The organism is Vescimonas coprocola (assembly GCF_018408575.1).
Lineage (GTDB): Bacteria > Bacillota > Clostridia > Oscillospirales > Oscillospiraceae > Vescimonas > Vescimonas coprocola.
Genome location: NZ_AP023418.1, coordinates 510,624 through 525,243 on the forward strand (window position 1 = coordinate 510,624; position 14,620 = coordinate 525,243).

The window sequence follows — 14,620 nt, forward strand, 5'->3', positions numbered from 1 at the left end:
GCAGACCGCAGGGAGCGGAGCATGGCAGAAAACAGAAGGAAAAGTGAAAACATCCGGCGGGCCAACCGGGTCATCCAGACCCGTACCTTTGTGCTGATGCTGGTGCTGGGCGTGGCGGTGTTTCTGGTGCTGGCCCTGAAGCTGTATCAGCTGCAGATCAAGCAGCACGACTACTACCAGAGCAAGGCGCTGGATCAGCAGACCCGCAGCACTGTGGTGACGGCCTCACGAGGCACCATCTACGACCGCAACGGCAACGAGCTGGCGGTATCGGCCACGGCGGAGACGGTGTTCCTCTCTCCCAAGGAACTGGCGGAGGAGCTGGAAAAGCCTGAGACCAAGTGGACCAAGGAGAGTCTCTCCGCCGGCCTGAGTCAGCTGCTGGGTGTGACGCAGGAGAGTATTCTGGAGCAGATGGAGCGTACCTATTCCCAGTACGAGGTGGTGAAGCTCCGGGTGGACGAGGACACGGCCAACGCCGTCCGGGAGTTCCTCAATGACAACGAGGTCCACGGCGTGTATCTGGAGACCGATGCCAAGCGCTACTATCCCTATGGCTCGCTGGCGGCCCACGTCATCGGCTTCGTGGGAACGGACAACACCGGCCTCTACGGGCTGGAGGCCCAGTATGAGGAGGAGCTGCAGGGCCAGACGGGTCTGGTGGTCAGCGCCAAGGACAACGGCGGCAACGCCCTGCCCTATGAATACGAGCAGTACTACGCCTCCCACAACGGCGACGATCTGGTGCTGACGCTGGATACCAACGTCCAGTACTATCTGGAGAAATACGTCAAGGAGATGGCGGACCAGTTCGAGGCTGCCAACGGCGCCACCGGCATCGTCATGGACGTTAAGACCGGCGGCGTGCTGGGTATGGTGTCCTACCCCAACTACGATCTGAACAACTACTCCGAGGTGTCGGACGCCCGCCTGAAGGCGGCCATTGAGGACGGCAGCGCCTCACTGGCGGATCAGCAGCTGCGCCAGTGGCGCAACAAGGCCCTCAACGACACCTATGAGCCCGGCTCCACCTTCAAGATCCTGACGCTGTCGGCAGCGCTGGAGGAGGGCGTGGTGGATATGAGCTCCACCTTTGAATGCTCCGGCTCCATCACCGTCATGGGCCAGACCATCCACTGCAGCAACACCAGCGGCCACGGGCATCAGACCCTGAAGGAGGCCACCGGCAACTCCTGCAACCCCGCCTTCATCAACTGTGGCCTGGGACTGGGAACAGATACCTTCTACGAGTATATGCGCTCCTTCGGCCTGCTGGAAGGCTCCGGCATCGATCTGGCCGGTGAGGCCACCGGCATCTTCATGGCCCAGAGCGACTTTTCCCAGCTGGATCTGGCCTGCTATGCCTTCGGCCAGAACTTTAACGTGACCCCCATTTCGCTCATCGCCGCACAGGCCGCCTGCATCAACGGCGGCTACCTGTACCAGCCCCATGTGGTGGAGCAGGTCCGGGACAGCAGCGGCGCTGTGGTGTATCAGCACGACAACACCCCCCTGCGTCAGGTAGTCAGCCAGCAGACCTCCGCCATGGCCCGTGAGTGCCTGGAGTATGTGGTCTCCGACGGCGGCGGCCGCAACGGGCAGGTGAAGGGCTACCGCATCGGCGGCAAGACCGGTACGGCGGATAAGGGCAAGACCGGCGACGTGGTGGTGTCCTTCGTGGCCTTTGCCCCGGCGGACGATCCACAGATCATCATGCTCATCGCCATGGACTCCCCCGCCCGTGACACCGGCACCTACCCCTCCGGCGGCGCCATGGTGGCTCCGGTGGCCAGCAAGGTCATGGCGGAGATCCTCCCCTATCTGGGCATCGAGCCCACCTATACCGCTGAGGAGCTCATGGGTGCCGACACCACCGTCCCCTATGTGGTGGGCATGACCCGTGAGGAAGCCCAGCAGCGGGTGAAGGACCGTGGCTTCGGCTGCCAGATCGTCGGTGACGGCGATACCATCACCGACCAGACCCCTGCCGGCGGGGCCATCATCCCCGGCAACGCCACGGTGATCCTCTATGCCGGGGCGGAGAAAGCCACAGAGCTGTGTACTGTCCCCAACCTGCTGGGCCGGACGGCGTCGGAGGCCAATTCGCTGGCCAGCAACGCCGGACTGATCCTGCGCTTCACCGGCGCCACCAACAGCACCTCCGGCAGCATCGTGGTGCTGAATCAGGATGTGGAGGCCGGTGCTCAGGTGGAGCCCGGCACCGTCATCAGCGTGCAGCTGGGCGATACCAGCCTCAACGACTGAGCTAAAACAGAGCAGAAAGGAAGTCTTTTCGTGGATCTCAGGGCGCTGCTGGCGGGACTTACCTCCGCCGCCGTGCCGCAGGTGCCGGAGGTCACCGGCGTTTGCTGCGATTCACAGAGGATACGCCCCGGCGACGTGTTCGTAGCCATTCCCGGCTTCCGGGAGGATGGCCGCTGCCACATCGCCGAGGCCAAGGCACGAGGGGCCGTGTGCGTTCTGAGCCGGGAGCCGGTGCAGGAGCTGCCATGGGCCGCCGTGCAGGATCCCCGCCGTGCGCTGGCGGAGGTCAGCGCACGCCTCTACCGCCATCCGGACCGGGAGCTGGCGGTGGTGGGCGTCACCGGCACCAACGGCAAAACCACCACCACCTGTTTGGTGCGCCACATCCTCCGACAGACGCTGGGGGTGCGGGTGGGCCTGATAGGCACCATCCGGAACCTGATCGACGAGACGGAGCTGGAGACAGAGCGCACCACCCCGGAGTCCTGCGACGTCTACCGCCTGCTGCGGCAGATGGCTGATGCCGGATGCCGCTATGGGGTGATGGAGGTGTCCTCCCATGCGCTGGCGCTGGAGCGGGTACGGGGCATCAACTTCCGGGTGGGAGCCTTTACCAATCTCACACGGGACCATCTGGACTTTCACCGCACCATGGAGGACTACTGCGATGCCAAGGCGCAGCTGTTCCGCCAGTGCGAGGCCGCCGTCTGCAACGGCGATGACCCGTGGACGCCCCGGCTGCTGCGAGAATGTGCCTGCCCCGTGCTGCGCTACGGCACCGGGGACAGCAGCCGCCTGCGGGGGGAGAACCTCCGCTTGACGGCCCGGAGCGTGGCCTTTGACGCCCTTCTGGATGGGCGGCGCATCCCAGTGACCGTCCCCATTCCCGGCCGCTTCACCGTATATAACGCACTGGCGGCGCTGGGCATCTGCCATATGCTGGGCGTTCCGCCGGAGCAGGGGGCAGCAGCGCTGCAAACGGCCTCCGGCATCAAGGGACGCATGGAGGTGGTCCCCACGCCGGGCCTGCCGTGTACCGTCCTCATCGACTACGCCCATACGCCGGATGCGCTGGAAAACGTGCTGACAGCGGTGCGGGGCTTTGCCGAGGGCCGGGTGGTGGCGGTGTTTGGCTGCGGCGGCGACCGGGACCGGGAGAAGCGCCCGCAGATGGGCCGCATCGTCTCCCGGTTGGCGGATGTGGCGGTGGTCACCTCCGACAACCCCCGCTGGGAGCAGCCGGAGAAGATCATCGAGGATATCCTGCCGGGCCTGACCGGCCCCGGCGAGAGCGTCGTCATCTGCGACCGGCGGGAGGCCATCGGCTGGGTACTGAAAAACAGCCGCCCCAAGGACGTTATCGTCCTGTGCGGCAAGGGCCACGAGACGTATCAGGAGGTGTGCGGCGAAAAGCGGCACATGGATGAGCGGGAACTGGTGGCGGCATACACCAACGGATAACACCGCCCTGCGGGGCGAGAGGGAGAGAAGAATATGTATATTATACTGGCAGGCGTTATCAGCCTTATCGTGACACTCATCGCAGGAAAGCTGCTGATCCCGGCACTGGTGAAGCTGAAGGCGGGACAGAGCATCAAGGAGATCGGTCCCACCTGGCACATGACCAAGCAGGGGACACCCACCATGGGCGGCCTCATGTTCATCATCGGCATCGGCGTGGCCATTCTGGCGGCGGGCTGGCCGGAGATGCTGGAGGGCCGCTTCACCCACCTGTATGTCTACGCCTTTGCACTGGTGTTCGGCGTCATCGGCTACATCGACGACTATCAGAAGGTGAAGCACCATCAGAATACCGGCCTGACGGCCCCTCAGAAGTTCATTCTTCAGTTGGCGGCGGCGGTGGCCTTCCTGTGCCTTATGCGCTACGAGGGGATGCTGAGCCCCAACCTGTATATCCCCTTCTTCAACACCCACATCGTCATGAACTGGGTGGTGTATATGATCTTCGCTGCCTTCGTCATCGTGGGTACGGTGAACGCCGTCAACATCACCGACGGACTGGACGGCCTGTCCTCCAGCGTGACGCTGCCGGTGGCGCTGTTCTTTGCGGTGATGGGTGCCGTGTGGGGCGGCTTCACGCAGCTGGGTGTCTTTGCCGGGGCCATGTTCGGCGGCCTGCTGGGCTTTCTGTACTATAATCACTATCCCGCCAAGGTGTTCATGGGCGATACCGGCTCCCTGTTTCTGGGGGGCGCCATTGCGGCGCTGGCCTTCGCCTACGATATGCCGCTGATCCTGCTGCTGGTGGGCTTCGTATACCTGTGCGAGACCCTGTCCGATATCATACAGGTGGCCTACTTCAAGGCCACCCACGGCAAGCGCATCTTCAAGATGGCGCCGCTGCACCACCACTTCGAGATGTGCGGCTGGAACGAGAAGAAGATCGTGGCGGTGTTCACCGCCGTCAGCGCCCTGATGTGCCTGCTGGCCTATTGGGGCGTGGCCGACCGCTTCTCCCTGTAACGCTTCACTGACATTCTGTGGGAAAGGAGGGATCCCTATGCCCAATACGGTACGCCGCCCCGACGACGACAGACGCCGCCGGGAGGCCCAGCGCCGCCGCCAGAGAGAGGAGGCGGAGCGCCGGGAGCAGATACGCATCAGCCGGGACCACCGGCAGCGCACCACCCAGATGGAGCGCCAGTCCCTCATGGGACCCATGGATCTTCCCTTCCTGCTTCTGACGCTGCTGCTCACCGGCGTGGGGCTGGTGATGGTGTTTTCCGCCAGCTTTCCATCGGCCTATTATGAGACCGGCGACGGGGCATACTACTTCAAACGCCAGCTGATCTTTGCGGTGCTGGGGCTGTTTGCCATGGTGGTCATGTCCCGCATCAACTACCAGCGGCTGCGAGGGGCCTCCAAGCTGCTGCTGGGCTTTGCCGTCTTCCTGCTGGTGCTGGTGATCGTGCCGAAGAACCCTCTGGCCATCACCAATAACAACGCCACCCGCTGGCTGGGGACGGAGGGTTTCTCCTTCCAGCCCTCCGAGATCGCCAAGCTGGCGGTGGTGGTCTACTTTGCCGACAGCATCTCCAAGAAAAAACGGAAAATGGAGACCTGGCGCTACGGCATCGTGCCGTATCTGGCGGTGCTGGGACTGATCGCCATTCTGATGATGCTGGAGCCTCACCTGTCCGGCACCATCCTCATCGTGGGGACGGGCATCGTCATGATGATCGTGGGCGGCATCCAGCGCTGGCTGGTGGCCGCTGGTCTGGGCGGCGTGGGCATCGTGGCGGTGCTGTATGTGCAGCTGGTGGAAAAGGGCATCATTCAATACGGTAAGGGCCGTATCGATACTTGGCGTGACCCCTTCAACGAGGCGTGGTTCCACGGCGACGGCTGGCAGATCAGCCAGAGCCTCATCGCCATCGGCTCCGGCGGCCTGCTGGGCGTGGGGCTGGGCAAGAGCCGACAGAAGTTCCTCTATCTGCCGGAGGAGCACAATGACTGCATCTTTGCGGTGGTGTGCGAGGAGCTGGGTCTCATCGGGGCCTGCGTGGTGATGCTGCTGTTTGTGCTGCTGATCCTCCGTGGCTTCTGGATCGCCCTCCACGCCAAGGACCGCTTCGGCACCCTGATGGTGGTGGGCATCATGACCCTCATCAGTCTACAGACCTTTTTGAACATTGCGGTGGTCACGGGACTGATTCCCGCCACCGGTATCTCATTGCCGTTTTTCAGCTACGGCGGCACGGCGCTGGCGCTGCAATTATTTGAAATGGGCATCGTGCTCAGCGTATCCCGCCAGATCCCGGCGCCCCGCAACGGTTAGGAGGAAGCTATATGAACGTGATCTTTACCTGCGGCGGCACGGCGGGCCATGTGAACCCGGCGCTGGCGCTGGCGGGCTATATGCAGGAGCGGCATCCGGATCTGCGGGTGCTGTTCGTGGGAACGCCCCGTGGTATGGAACGGGGGCTCATCGAAAAGGCGGGATACGACTTCCGCTCCATCGAGGTCTCCAGCTTTCAGCGGTCCCTGTCTCCGTCGGGCATCGCCCACAACGTGAAAAGCCTTAAAAATCTGGCGCTGGCCGGCTCCAGAGCCCGTGCCATCCTCCGGGACTTCCGACCCGATCTGGTGGTGGGGACCGGCGGCTACGCCAGCTATCCCATGGTGAAATACGCCGCCAAGGAGGGCATCCCCACGGCAGTCCACGAGTCCAATATGGTCCCCGGCCTTACCACTAAAATGCTGGAGGGCTATGCCGGGTGCATCATGGTGGGCTTCGAGGAGTGCCGCCAGCACTATAAGCACCCGGAGAAGATCGTGGTCACCGGCACACCGGTGCGGGGCGACTTCTTCCGCCAGACCAGGGAGCAGGCCCGGCAGAAGCTGGGGCTTACCGATGACCGGCCGCTGGCCGTCTCCTTCTGGGGCAGTCTCGGCGCACGATTCATGAACGAGCATATGCTGGACTTCTTCCGCTTGGAGGCGAGGGACGGAATGCCCTTTCACCACATCCACGCCGCCGGCAAGGGCAGTTGGGATACCATGCGCCAGACGCTGGAGGCAGAGCAGCTGACGAAGACACCGGGACTGGATGTCCGGGAGTATATCTACGACATGGCGGATGTCATGCGTGCGGCGGATCTGGTGATCTGCCGGGCGGGAGCCTCCACCGTCAGCGAGCTGACGGCGCTGGCAGTCCCGGCGGTGATCGTCCCCTCCCCCTACGTCACCAACAACCATCAGGAGAAGAATGCCCGGATCCTGGAAAAGCACGGCGGCGCACAGGTCATTCTGGAGAAGGATGCCACCGGCGAAGCCCTCTACCGGGCCGCCGGAGAGATCCTCCGCTCCCCGGAGCTGCGCCGCAGCATGAGCGCCGGCATGGCGGAGCTGGGCATCCCCGACGCCACGGAACGCATCTATCGGACCGTCATGGCCCTGCGGAAGTAACACCACACATTGTCCCCCTGCATAGGATGGCGAAAACGCTAAGAAAGGCGGGGGCATATGAGTGCGATCATCATCCGGGGCGGGCGGCCCCTCTCTGGCAGCCTGACGGTGCAGGGGGCCAAAAACAGCGTGCTGCCCATTCTGGCAGCCACCCTTTTGAGCGGGGAGGTGTGCCGCATCCGGCACTGTCCCCGTCTGCGGGACGTGGAGACGGCCATGGAGATCCTGCGGCATCTGGGCTGCCGTGCGGACTGGCAGGGCAGAGACCTGCTGGTGGACGCCGCAGACCTGACCCGTTGGGATGTACCGGATCACCTCATGAGCCGGATGCGCTCGTCGGTGGTGTTTCTGGGAGCCATTCTTGCCCGCTGCGGACAGGCGGAAATGACCTATCCCGGCGGCTGTGAGTTGGGAGCCCGGCCCATTGATCTGCACCTTGCGGCGCTGCGGAGCATGGGGGCGGCCATTCAGGAGACCGGCGGACGGCTGGCCTGCCGCCGGGAGCGCCTTACCGGCACGGAGATCGTGCTGAGTCTCCCCAGCGTGGGAGCCACGGAGAACGCCATGCTGGCGGCCTGCGGTGCAGAGGGAACTACCGTCATCGCCAACGCCGCCCGTGAGCCGGAGATCGTGGATTTGCAGACCTTTTTGCAGAAAATGGGCGCCCATGTGCAGGGGGCGGGCAGCTCCACCGTGGTGGTGGAGGGCGGCGCACCCCTCCATGGCTGCGTACATACGGTGGTGGCGGACCGCATTGTGGCCGCTACCTATCTGGCGGCCGCCGCCGGCACCGGCGGCGATATCCGGCTGGAGGGCGTGGACTACCGTCACCTCTCCGCCGTTGCCACGATGCTGCGTCAGGCGGGATGCCGCCTCACCTGCGGCGAGACCTCCATCCGCCTGCAGGCTCCCCGGCGGCTGCAAAGCGCAGGCCCCATCCGCACGGCTCCGTATCCCGGCTTTCCCACGGACGCACAGGCGGTGCTGATGGCGTCGCTGCTGCGATCGGAGGGAGCCACCGTCTTTGTGGAGAACATCTTCGACAGCCGCTACCGCCATGTGCCGGAGATGGTGCGGATGGGAGCGGATATCCGACTGGAGGGTCGGGTGGCCGTGGTATGCGGCGTAGACCGGCTCCACGGAGCCGCTGTCCGGGCCAAGGAGCTGCGGGGCGGCGCATCGCTGGTGCTGGCGGCCCTTCAGGCGGAGGGCGAGACCGCTGTCACCGGCGTGGAGCACATTCAACGAGGATATGAAGACCTGACGGGGGAGCTGGCGCAGCTGGGTGCCGACATCCGTCAGGAGGAACGATAAAAGGAGAGCACTTATGGCCAGACGCAGCAGAAGAAACAGACGGCGCAGGCGGGGAAGGTTTGCCTTCCTCTATCGGTTGCTGTGCTTCGTGCTGATCTGTGCCGCCATCGTGGGAGCGTTGGTGCTGTTTTTCAAGGTGGATACCATCTCTGTCAGCGGCAATGACCGCTACTCCCGTGAGACGATTTTGGCCGCCAGCGGCGTCTCGGAGGGGGATAATCTCTTTCTGCTGAATAAGTACGATGCGGCGGCCAGGATCACCGAGGCTCTGCCCTATGTAGAGTCGGTGCGGCTGAGCCGCAAGCTGCCGGGGACCCTGTGTATCGACATCGTGGAGTGCAGCGACCCGGCGGGCATTCAACAGGACGGCCATTGCTGGCTTATCAGCCCGGAGGGCAAGCTGGTGGATTCCCCCGCTGAGGCCCCAAACGGCTGCCCTATGGTCGTGGGCCTGTCCCTGACAGACCCGCAGGTGGGGAGCCTTGCGGCGGTGCCGGAGGAGCAGTCCGGGGATCTTGCCCGGCTGCTGGAGCTGCTGCGCCAGCTGCGCTCCAAGGGCATGACCGCCCAGATCGGAGAGATCCGCTTCGAGGAGAGCGGCATCGTCCTGCGGTATCAGGACCGGCTGGACGTGTATCTGGACCGGGAGGATGATTTCGCCTACCGCCTGAGATATCTGGCGGCGGTGCTGGAGAAGCTGGAGGAAAACGAGACCGGCACCATCCGCTGGGATGCCGAGGGCAGCGCCCGGTTTATTCCCGGATAAGGGATTTTTTCGGGAAATCCCGTCGGAACACTTGACGGGACAGGTAAACCGTAATACAATAAACAAAATACTGTATCTTGGGTATACGGACAGAAAACGTGTCTTTGACATACAAATTACGGCAGGAGGAAGCGTCATGGCTTTTGGGTTTGAAACAGGACCGGAGAACGTGGTAAGTATCAAGGTGGTGGGCGTCGGCGGCGGCGGCAATAATGTGGTCAACCGCATGGTGCGCTCCGGCGTAAAAGGCGTGGATTTCATCGCCGTCAATACGGATAAGCAGGCGCTGAATACCTCCAGCGCCGGATATAAGCTCCAGATCGGTGAGAAGCTCACCCACGGACAGGGCGCAGGCGCCAATCCGGAGGTGGGTCAGAAGGCCGCCGAGGAGAGCCGCACCCAACTGTCCAAGGCGCTGGAGGACACCGACATGGTGTTCATCACCGCCGGTATGGGCGGCGGCACCGGCACCGGCGCAGCCCCCGTGGTGGCGGAGATCGCACGGGAGCAGGGCGTCCTGACGGTGGGCGTGGTCACCAAGCCCTTCGGCTTCGAGGGCCAGAAGCGGATGCGTGCGGCGGAGGCTGGCATTGAGCAGCTTCGCGGCAAGGTGGACTCTCTGGTCATCATCCCCAACGAGCGGCTGAAGTACGCCACCGATCAGAAGATCACCTTCCGCAACGCCTTTGAAATTGCCGACGACGTGCTGCGCCAGGCGGTGCAGAGCATCTCCGACCTGATCCGGGACACCGGATTTATCAATCTGGACTTTGCCGACGTCACCGCCGTCATGAAGGATGCCGGCCTTGCCCATATGGGCGTGGGCCGTGCCGCCGGCAAGGGCAAGGCCGAGGAGGCCGCCCGCATGGCCATCTCCAGCCCCCTGCTGGAGACCTCCATCAACGGCGCCAAGGGCGTCCTCATCAACGTCACCGGCTCCATGGACATCGGTCTGGAGGAGGTGGAGCAGGCCGCCACGCTGGTGCAGCAGGCGGTGCATCCCGATGCCCTGACCATCTTCGGCGCCACCTTCGACGAGGAGCTGGACGACGAGATCCGTGTCACCGTCATCGCCACCGGCTTCGAGAGCAATGACCAGCAGGAGGCCCCTGCTGCCCCCGCCGCTGCCGATACGCAGCAGCCTACGCAGGATGATGCCGCTGCCCCCGCCGCCGCCCCCCAGCCTCTGGACGAGGCCGAGGGCGAGAAGGCAGAGGAGAGCGATGTGGACCGTTCCTTCGACGAGATTTTGAAGATCTTCAGCCGTGGCGATAAGTTCTGATGTTAAAAAGGACCGCAGAAAGCTCTGCGGTCCTTTTTATGCTTTCTCATGGAGAGAACTCCCACAAGCTGATTGCTTCGGATTTTGGCAAGGCAACGAATTCTTAATTGACATATTGCATATATTATACAAAGTAATTGCACTATATTGACAAATGATGAGGGGCTTGATATATTGAAATTGTCAGTAGCCATCCATCCGTGGAATGGAAAGGAGATGACGATTTGTCTGAGATTTCTAAAAAGGATCGTTTTACGGTGCCGGCGGTCATCTGCCTGATTTGCAATGTGCTGCTGTTCATCCATCTCTGCGGTGCAGGGGCTTACGCTGGCGGCAATCTTCATTATGAGGCGGCCAACACGCAGATGGAACGGAATGAGGAATTTTTCCATCAGTTTTTCCTGTCGAATCATCTGATGGGGATTGCCGAAACCCTTGCCATGGTGGCTGCACTCATTGCCTTGCTGATGGTCATCCATGTTTGGTGGAAAAGTGCCGTGGAGCGCCGGACAAAGCTGCGGGATCTTTGCATTTTTAACGGTATCATCCTTCTGATTTCCGTCTATGAACTGGTGGCTCACGGCGGACTCACCGCCTACCGGGATGAAATGCCGCTGCACTATTTCGGTGGGCCTCCGGCCACGACCCTGCTGATTTGGCTGCCGTGTCTGGTACTGACTCTCATCCCCATGATCGTTTACTTCCGCACGAAGCGAATCACCCCGGCGGATTAAGAAATAAAAACCAGCCCCATCGTATCCATACGATGGGGCTGGTTTTTGCAGAGTGCAGCAAGCAATTTTCGTTATGTCGGAGCGCCGCCGCTCATCAGCCCCAACTGGTAAAAGGCCACGGCGCTGGCGGCGGCCACGTTCAGGGAGTCCACTCCGTGGGTCATGGGGATGCGGACCGTGTAGTCGCAGGCGGCGATGGTACCGTCGGACAGACCGTCCCCTTCGGTCCCCAGCACCACCGCCAGCTTCTCCGCCGCCATGAGCCGGGGGTCGTTCAGAAGCAGCGAGTCCTCCCGCAGGGCCATGGCCACCGTCTGGAAGCCCAGCCGCCGCAGCCGCTCCGGCCACGGAGCCTCCTCCGGCAGATACGTCCATGGAACGAGAAACACATTGCCCATACTGACACGGGAAGCCCGCCGGTACAGGGGATCGCTCCCAGCGGCGGTGAGCAGCACCGCATCCATCCCCAGCGCAGCGGCGCAGCGGAAGATAGCCCCGATGTTGGTGGGATTCATGACATTCTCCAGCACGGCGATGCGCCGGGCGTTGGCGCACACCTCCTCCACCGTGGGCAGGGCCGGGCGGCGCATGGCACACAGCATCCCACGGGTCAGATGGAAGCCCGTCAGCCGGGTCAGCACCTCCGGCGCAGCGGTGTAGACGGGGATGTCCTCCGGGCAGCGCTCCAGCAGGGGCAGGGCCTGAGACGTCAGGTGCCGTGGCTCCATGAGAAAGGACACCGGCACACAGCCGCTCTCCAGCGCCCGCCCGATGACCAGCGGGCTTTCTGCGATAAAGAGGGCGTTTGCGGGGTCTGCCCGGTTGACCAGCTGGTTTTCCGTCAGACGGGCGTAGACGTCCAGCTCCGGGGTGTCGAAATCGGTGATGGAGATGATGTGGGCCATGGCTGCCTCCTGCGTTTTTTCTCTATTGTAGCCGTCAAAGGCCGCTGCGTCAACGGGATATTGACTTTCCGCCGTCAAAACGGTATGATACATGCAGAATTTACAATACAGGGGAAGGTGCGATGGCAGAGAGGATCACCGCACGAAAGAGGCAGGCCATGGAGATGCGCCGTCGGATCCAGGAGACGGCGCTGGATCTGTTTGACCGGGAGGGCTTTGAAAACGTCTCCGTGGAGGAGATCGCACAGGCCGCCGGCTGCTCCGTGGGCAATATCTATCACTACTTCAAAAGCAAGGACGAACTGGCCATCCAGCTGACCCAGCACGTGGACGAGGCGTATCAGGTGCTGGAGCAGGCGTATCTGGCGGACACCGATCGCTCCGGCCGAGAGAAGCTGCTGGACTTCGTGGGCCGGTCGTTGGAGATCAGCGTGGGGGACGAGGTGTTGTACAAGGCCTTCATCCACGGGCTGCGCTACCCGGAGCAGGGCGTACTGAAGGGCAGCGAGAAGCGGGTATACTACCGCCTGCTGGGTGAGCTGGTGGATCTGTGCCGCCGGGAGGGCAGCATCCGGCAGGAGCTGATCACGGCGGAGGTGGTGGAGGAGCTGGTGACGCTGCACCGAGGGATGCTGTTTGAGTGGCGTATCTATGAGGGAGGTTTTCCACTGGCCCAGCGGGGCCGCCGCATGGCGGAGCATCTGCTGGAGGGGATGCGGGGATGAAAGACCTGACCATCCGCAGGCTGCGGCCATCGGACGCCGAAGCGCTGTATAGGATTCTGTCCGACCGGCAGGTGATGCGCTATCTGGAGCCGCCTTACGACCGCCTTCAAACGGAGCAGTTCCTCCGGGAGGCGGGGCTTGCGGAGCCGCCCCTTGTGTATGGCACGGAGGAGGACGGCCGTCTGCTGGGCTACGTCATCTACCACGCCTATGACCCGGACAGCATGGAGCTGGGCTGGGTGCTCTCCCCGGACTGCTGGGGGAAGGGCTATGCCTCCCGGCTGACGGACCGGCTGGTGGAACTGGCCCACCGAGCGGGAAAGACGGCGGTCATCGAGTGCGTCCCGGAGCAGACCGTCACCCGGTACATCGCTGAGAAAAAGGGCTTTGCCTATGTGGGCCGCACCGGCGGACTGGAGGTATACCGTCTGCCGCCCAACGAATAAAAATCCCAGAGAGGAGCCATCCGGCTCCTCTTTTCTGCGTTTCCACCAGCTTCCGGCGGAGAATTTTGTGGGCTTTGACGGGTTTTGGAAAATTCCCCGCCGGACATTGACAAACCGGCGGCAGACTGCCATAATAAAATCATTCATTAAGTAATTCGGTGAAAGACATCACCGGGAGAGGGGGAACGGATGAAGGTACTGGTCATCAATCCCGGCGCCACCTCCACCAAGGTGGCGGTGTTTGAGGAGGAACGGGAGCTGCTGAAGAAGAGCATCATCCACACGGCTCAGGAGCTGGAGGGCTTCGACCGGGTCATCGATCAGGCGGAGCTCCGTCAGCGGGCGGTGCTGGAGGCGGTGGCGGAGGGGGGCTTCCGCTTGGAGGATTTCGATGCCGTGTGCGGCCGTGGCGGCCTGTACCGCCCTATCCCCTCCGGCACCTACGCCGTCAGCGACCGGGTGATGCAGGATGTGGAGCAGGCCCCCTACGGCGAGCATCCCTCCAATCTGGGGGCATATCTGGCCCGGCGCATTGGTGATCTGGTCGGTATCCCGGCCTTTTTCGTGGACCCGGTGTGCGTGGACGAGATGACGGAGGTGGCCCATGTTTCCGGCTTTGCGGAGTTCCGGCGGCTGAGCCAGTTCCACGCCCTGAACCAGAAGTCCGTGGGCCGCAAGGCGGCCCGCCAGCTGGGCAAGTCCTACGAGGAGGCTCGGCTCATCGTCTGCCATTTGGGCGGTGGCGTGTCCGTGGCGGCCCATGACCATGGCCGTGTGGTGGACGTGTTCAACGTCAAGGATGAGGGGGCCATGGGCATGGACCGTGGCGGCGGCCTGCCGGTGAATCAGCTCATCGACTACTGTTATGCCGGGCGCAGCCGGGAGGAGGTCAAGCGGACGCTGGGCCGCCGCTCCGGGATGCTGTCCTATGTGGGTACCACGGACTTCCGGGAGATCTGCGCCAGGGTGGTGTCCGGAGACGAGCGGTTCACGGCGGCCTACCGGGCGCTGGTGTACCAGCTGGCCAAGGACATCGGCGCCATGGCGGCGCTGCTGCATTTCGAGGTGGATGCCATCGTCTACACCGGTGGCATGGCCTATGAGCAGTTTTTCTGTGACGATATCACCGCCTATGTGGGGCGGCTGGCCCCCGTCCTGCGGTTTCCCGGCGAGGAGGAGATGCGGGCGCTGGCGGAGGGCGCCCTGCGGGTGCTCCACGGTGAGGCGCAGGCGGAAACATATTAAATACATCCC

The 14,620-nt window shown here is 63.1% G+C and carries 13 protein-coding genes; 12 read left to right on the forward strand and 1 reads right to left on the reverse strand.

The features are described 5' to 3' along the window. Window positions 1-21: 21 nt before the first annotated feature. The 9 genes from KJS28_RS02590 to KJS28_RS02630 all read left to right on the forward strand — a co-directional run bounded on the left by KJS28_RS02590 (window position 22) and on the right by KJS28_RS02630 (window position 11,290). Complete coding sequence (locus tag KJS28_RS02590; protein ID WP_213541605.1) at window positions 22-2,265, forward strand: penicillin-binding transpeptidase domain-containing protein; 2,244 nt, start codon at window positions 22-24, stop codon at window positions 2,263-2,265. Between the two features lie 30 nt (window positions 2,266-2,295). Continuing rightward, the gene (locus KJS28_RS02595) at window positions 2,296-3,726 is read left to right on the forward strand and encodes a UDP-N-acetylmuramoyl-L-alanyl-D-glutamate--2,6-diaminopimelate ligase (RefSeq protein WP_213541606.1); all 1,431 of its coding nucleotides are present in this window, start codon (window positions 2,296-2,298) and stop codon (window positions 3,724-3,726) included. 33 nt (window positions 3,727-3,759) lie between these two features. Continuing rightward, the gene (mraY, locus tag KJS28_RS02600; RefSeq protein ID WP_213541607.1) at window positions 3,760-4,749 is read left to right on the forward strand and encodes a phospho-N-acetylmuramoyl-pentapeptide-transferase; all 990 of its coding nucleotides are present in this window, start codon (window positions 3,760-3,762) and stop codon (window positions 4,747-4,749) included. Window positions 4,750-4,786: 37 nt separating this feature from the next. After that, entirely contained in the window at window positions 4,787-6,064 is a 1,278-nt protein-coding gene (gene ftsW, locus KJS28_RS02605; RefSeq protein WP_228298424.1) for a putative lipid II flippase FtsW, read from the forward strand. An 11-nt stretch (window positions 6,065-6,075) separates the two neighbouring features. Then, the gene (gene murG / locus KJS28_RS02610; RefSeq protein WP_213541608.1) at window positions 6,076-7,194 is read left to right on the forward strand and encodes an undecaprenyldiphospho-muramoylpentapeptide beta-N-acetylglucosaminyltransferase; all 1,119 of its coding nucleotides are present in this window, start codon (window positions 6,076-6,078) and stop codon (window positions 7,192-7,194) included. 57 nt (window positions 7,195-7,251) lie between these two features. After that, window positions 7,252-8,508: a UDP-N-acetylglucosamine 1-carboxyvinyltransferase gene (gene murA, locus KJS28_RS02615; protein WP_213541609.1), complete on the forward strand. Its 1,257-nt coding sequence runs from the start codon at window positions 7,252-7,254 to the stop codon at window positions 8,506-8,508. Window positions 8,509-8,521: 13 nt separating this feature from the next. After that, window positions 8,522-9,274, forward strand: a complete 753-nt coding sequence (locus KJS28_RS02620; protein ID WP_213541610.1) for a cell division protein FtsQ/DivIB — start codon at window positions 8,522-8,524, stop codon at window positions 9,272-9,274. Window positions 9,275-9,410: 136 nt separating this feature from the next. Beyond that, the gene (gene ftsZ / locus KJS28_RS02625; protein ID WP_021858003.1) at window positions 9,411-10,556 is read left to right on the forward strand and encodes a cell division protein FtsZ; all 1,146 of its coding nucleotides are present in this window, start codon (window positions 9,411-9,413) and stop codon (window positions 10,554-10,556) included. Window positions 10,557-10,780: 224 nt separating this feature from the next. Next, window positions 10,781-11,290 (forward strand): hypothetical protein, encoded by a 510-nt coding sequence (locus tag KJS28_RS02630; protein ID WP_213541611.1) that lies wholly within the window; start codon window positions 10,781-10,783, stop codon window positions 11,288-11,290. Window positions 11,291-11,361: 71 nt separating this feature from the next. Here the strand turns inward: KJS28_RS02630 and KJS28_RS02635 are convergent, their stop codons facing one another. Beyond that, window positions 11,362-12,195: a TrmH family RNA methyltransferase gene (locus KJS28_RS02635; RefSeq protein WP_213541612.1), complete on the reverse strand. Its 834-nt coding sequence runs from the start codon at window positions 12,193-12,195 to the stop codon at window positions 11,362-11,364. A gap of 122 nt (window positions 12,196-12,317) precedes the next feature. Here KJS28_RS02635 and KJS28_RS02640 point away from each other — a divergent pair, with 122 nt between their 5' ends. The 3 genes from KJS28_RS02640 (at window position 12,318) to buk (ending at window position 14,611) form a co-directional block, all read left to right on the forward strand. Beyond that, the gene (locus KJS28_RS02640; RefSeq protein WP_213541613.1) at window positions 12,318-12,920 is read left to right on the forward strand and encodes a TetR/AcrR family transcriptional regulator; all 603 of its coding nucleotides are present in this window, start codon (window positions 12,318-12,320) and stop codon (window positions 12,918-12,920) included. Next, window positions 12,917-13,366, forward strand: coding sequence for a GNAT family N-acetyltransferase (locus KJS28_RS02645; RefSeq protein WP_213541614.1), 450 nt, complete (start codon window positions 12,917-12,919; stop codon window positions 13,364-13,366). The genes KJS28_RS02640 and KJS28_RS02645 overlap by 4 nt, the downstream gene beginning before the upstream one ends. 189 nt (window positions 13,367-13,555) lie before the next feature. Continuing rightward, window positions 13,556-14,611, forward strand: coding sequence for a butyrate kinase (gene buk / locus KJS28_RS02650; protein ID WP_213541615.1), 1,056 nt, complete (start codon window positions 13,556-13,558; stop codon window positions 14,609-14,611). The last annotated feature ends 9 nt before the right edge of the window (window positions 14,612-14,620 follow it).

Excerpts from the sequence above, each read along its gene's own strand:
- KJS28_RS02635 (WP_213541612.1), bottom strand. The coding sequence starts at position 12,195 with ATGGCCCACATCATCTCCATCACCGATTTCGACACCCCGGAGCTGGAC.
- buk (WP_213541615.1), top strand. The coding sequence starts at position 13,556 with ATGAAGGTACTGGTCATCAATCCCGGCGCCACCTCCACCAAGGTGGCG.
- ftsZ (WP_021858003.1), top strand. The coding sequence starts at position 9,411 with ATGGCTTTTGGGTTTGAAACAGGACCGGAGAACGTGGTAAGTATCAAG.
- murA (WP_213541609.1), top strand. The coding sequence starts at position 7,252 with ATGAGTGCGATCATCATCCGGGGCGGGCGGCCCCTCTCTGGCAGCCTG.
- ftsW (WP_228298424.1), top strand. The coding sequence starts at position 4,787 with ATGCCCAATACGGTACGCCGCCCCGACGACGACAGACGCCGCCGGGAG.
- KJS28_RS02590 (WP_213541605.1), top strand. The coding sequence starts at position 22 with ATGGCAGAAAACAGAAGGAAAAGTGAAAACATCCGGCGGGCCAACCGG.
- KJS28_RS02620 (WP_213541610.1), top strand. The coding sequence starts at position 8,522 with ATGGCCAGACGCAGCAGAAGAAACAGACGGCGCAGGCGGGGAAGGTTT.
- KJS28_RS02640 (WP_213541613.1), top strand. The coding sequence starts at position 12,318 with ATGGCAGAGAGGATCACCGCACGAAAGAGGCAGGCCATGGAGATGCGC.
- mraY (WP_213541607.1), top strand. The coding sequence starts at position 3,760 with ATGTATATTATACTGGCAGGCGTTATCAGCCTTATCGTGACACTCATC.
- murG (WP_213541608.1), top strand. The coding sequence starts at position 6,076 with ATGAACGTGATCTTTACCTGCGGCGGCACGGCGGGCCATGTGAACCCG.
- KJS28_RS02645 (WP_213541614.1), top strand. The coding sequence starts at position 12,917 with ATGAAAGACCTGACCATCCGCAGGCTGCGGCCATCGGACGCCGAAGCG.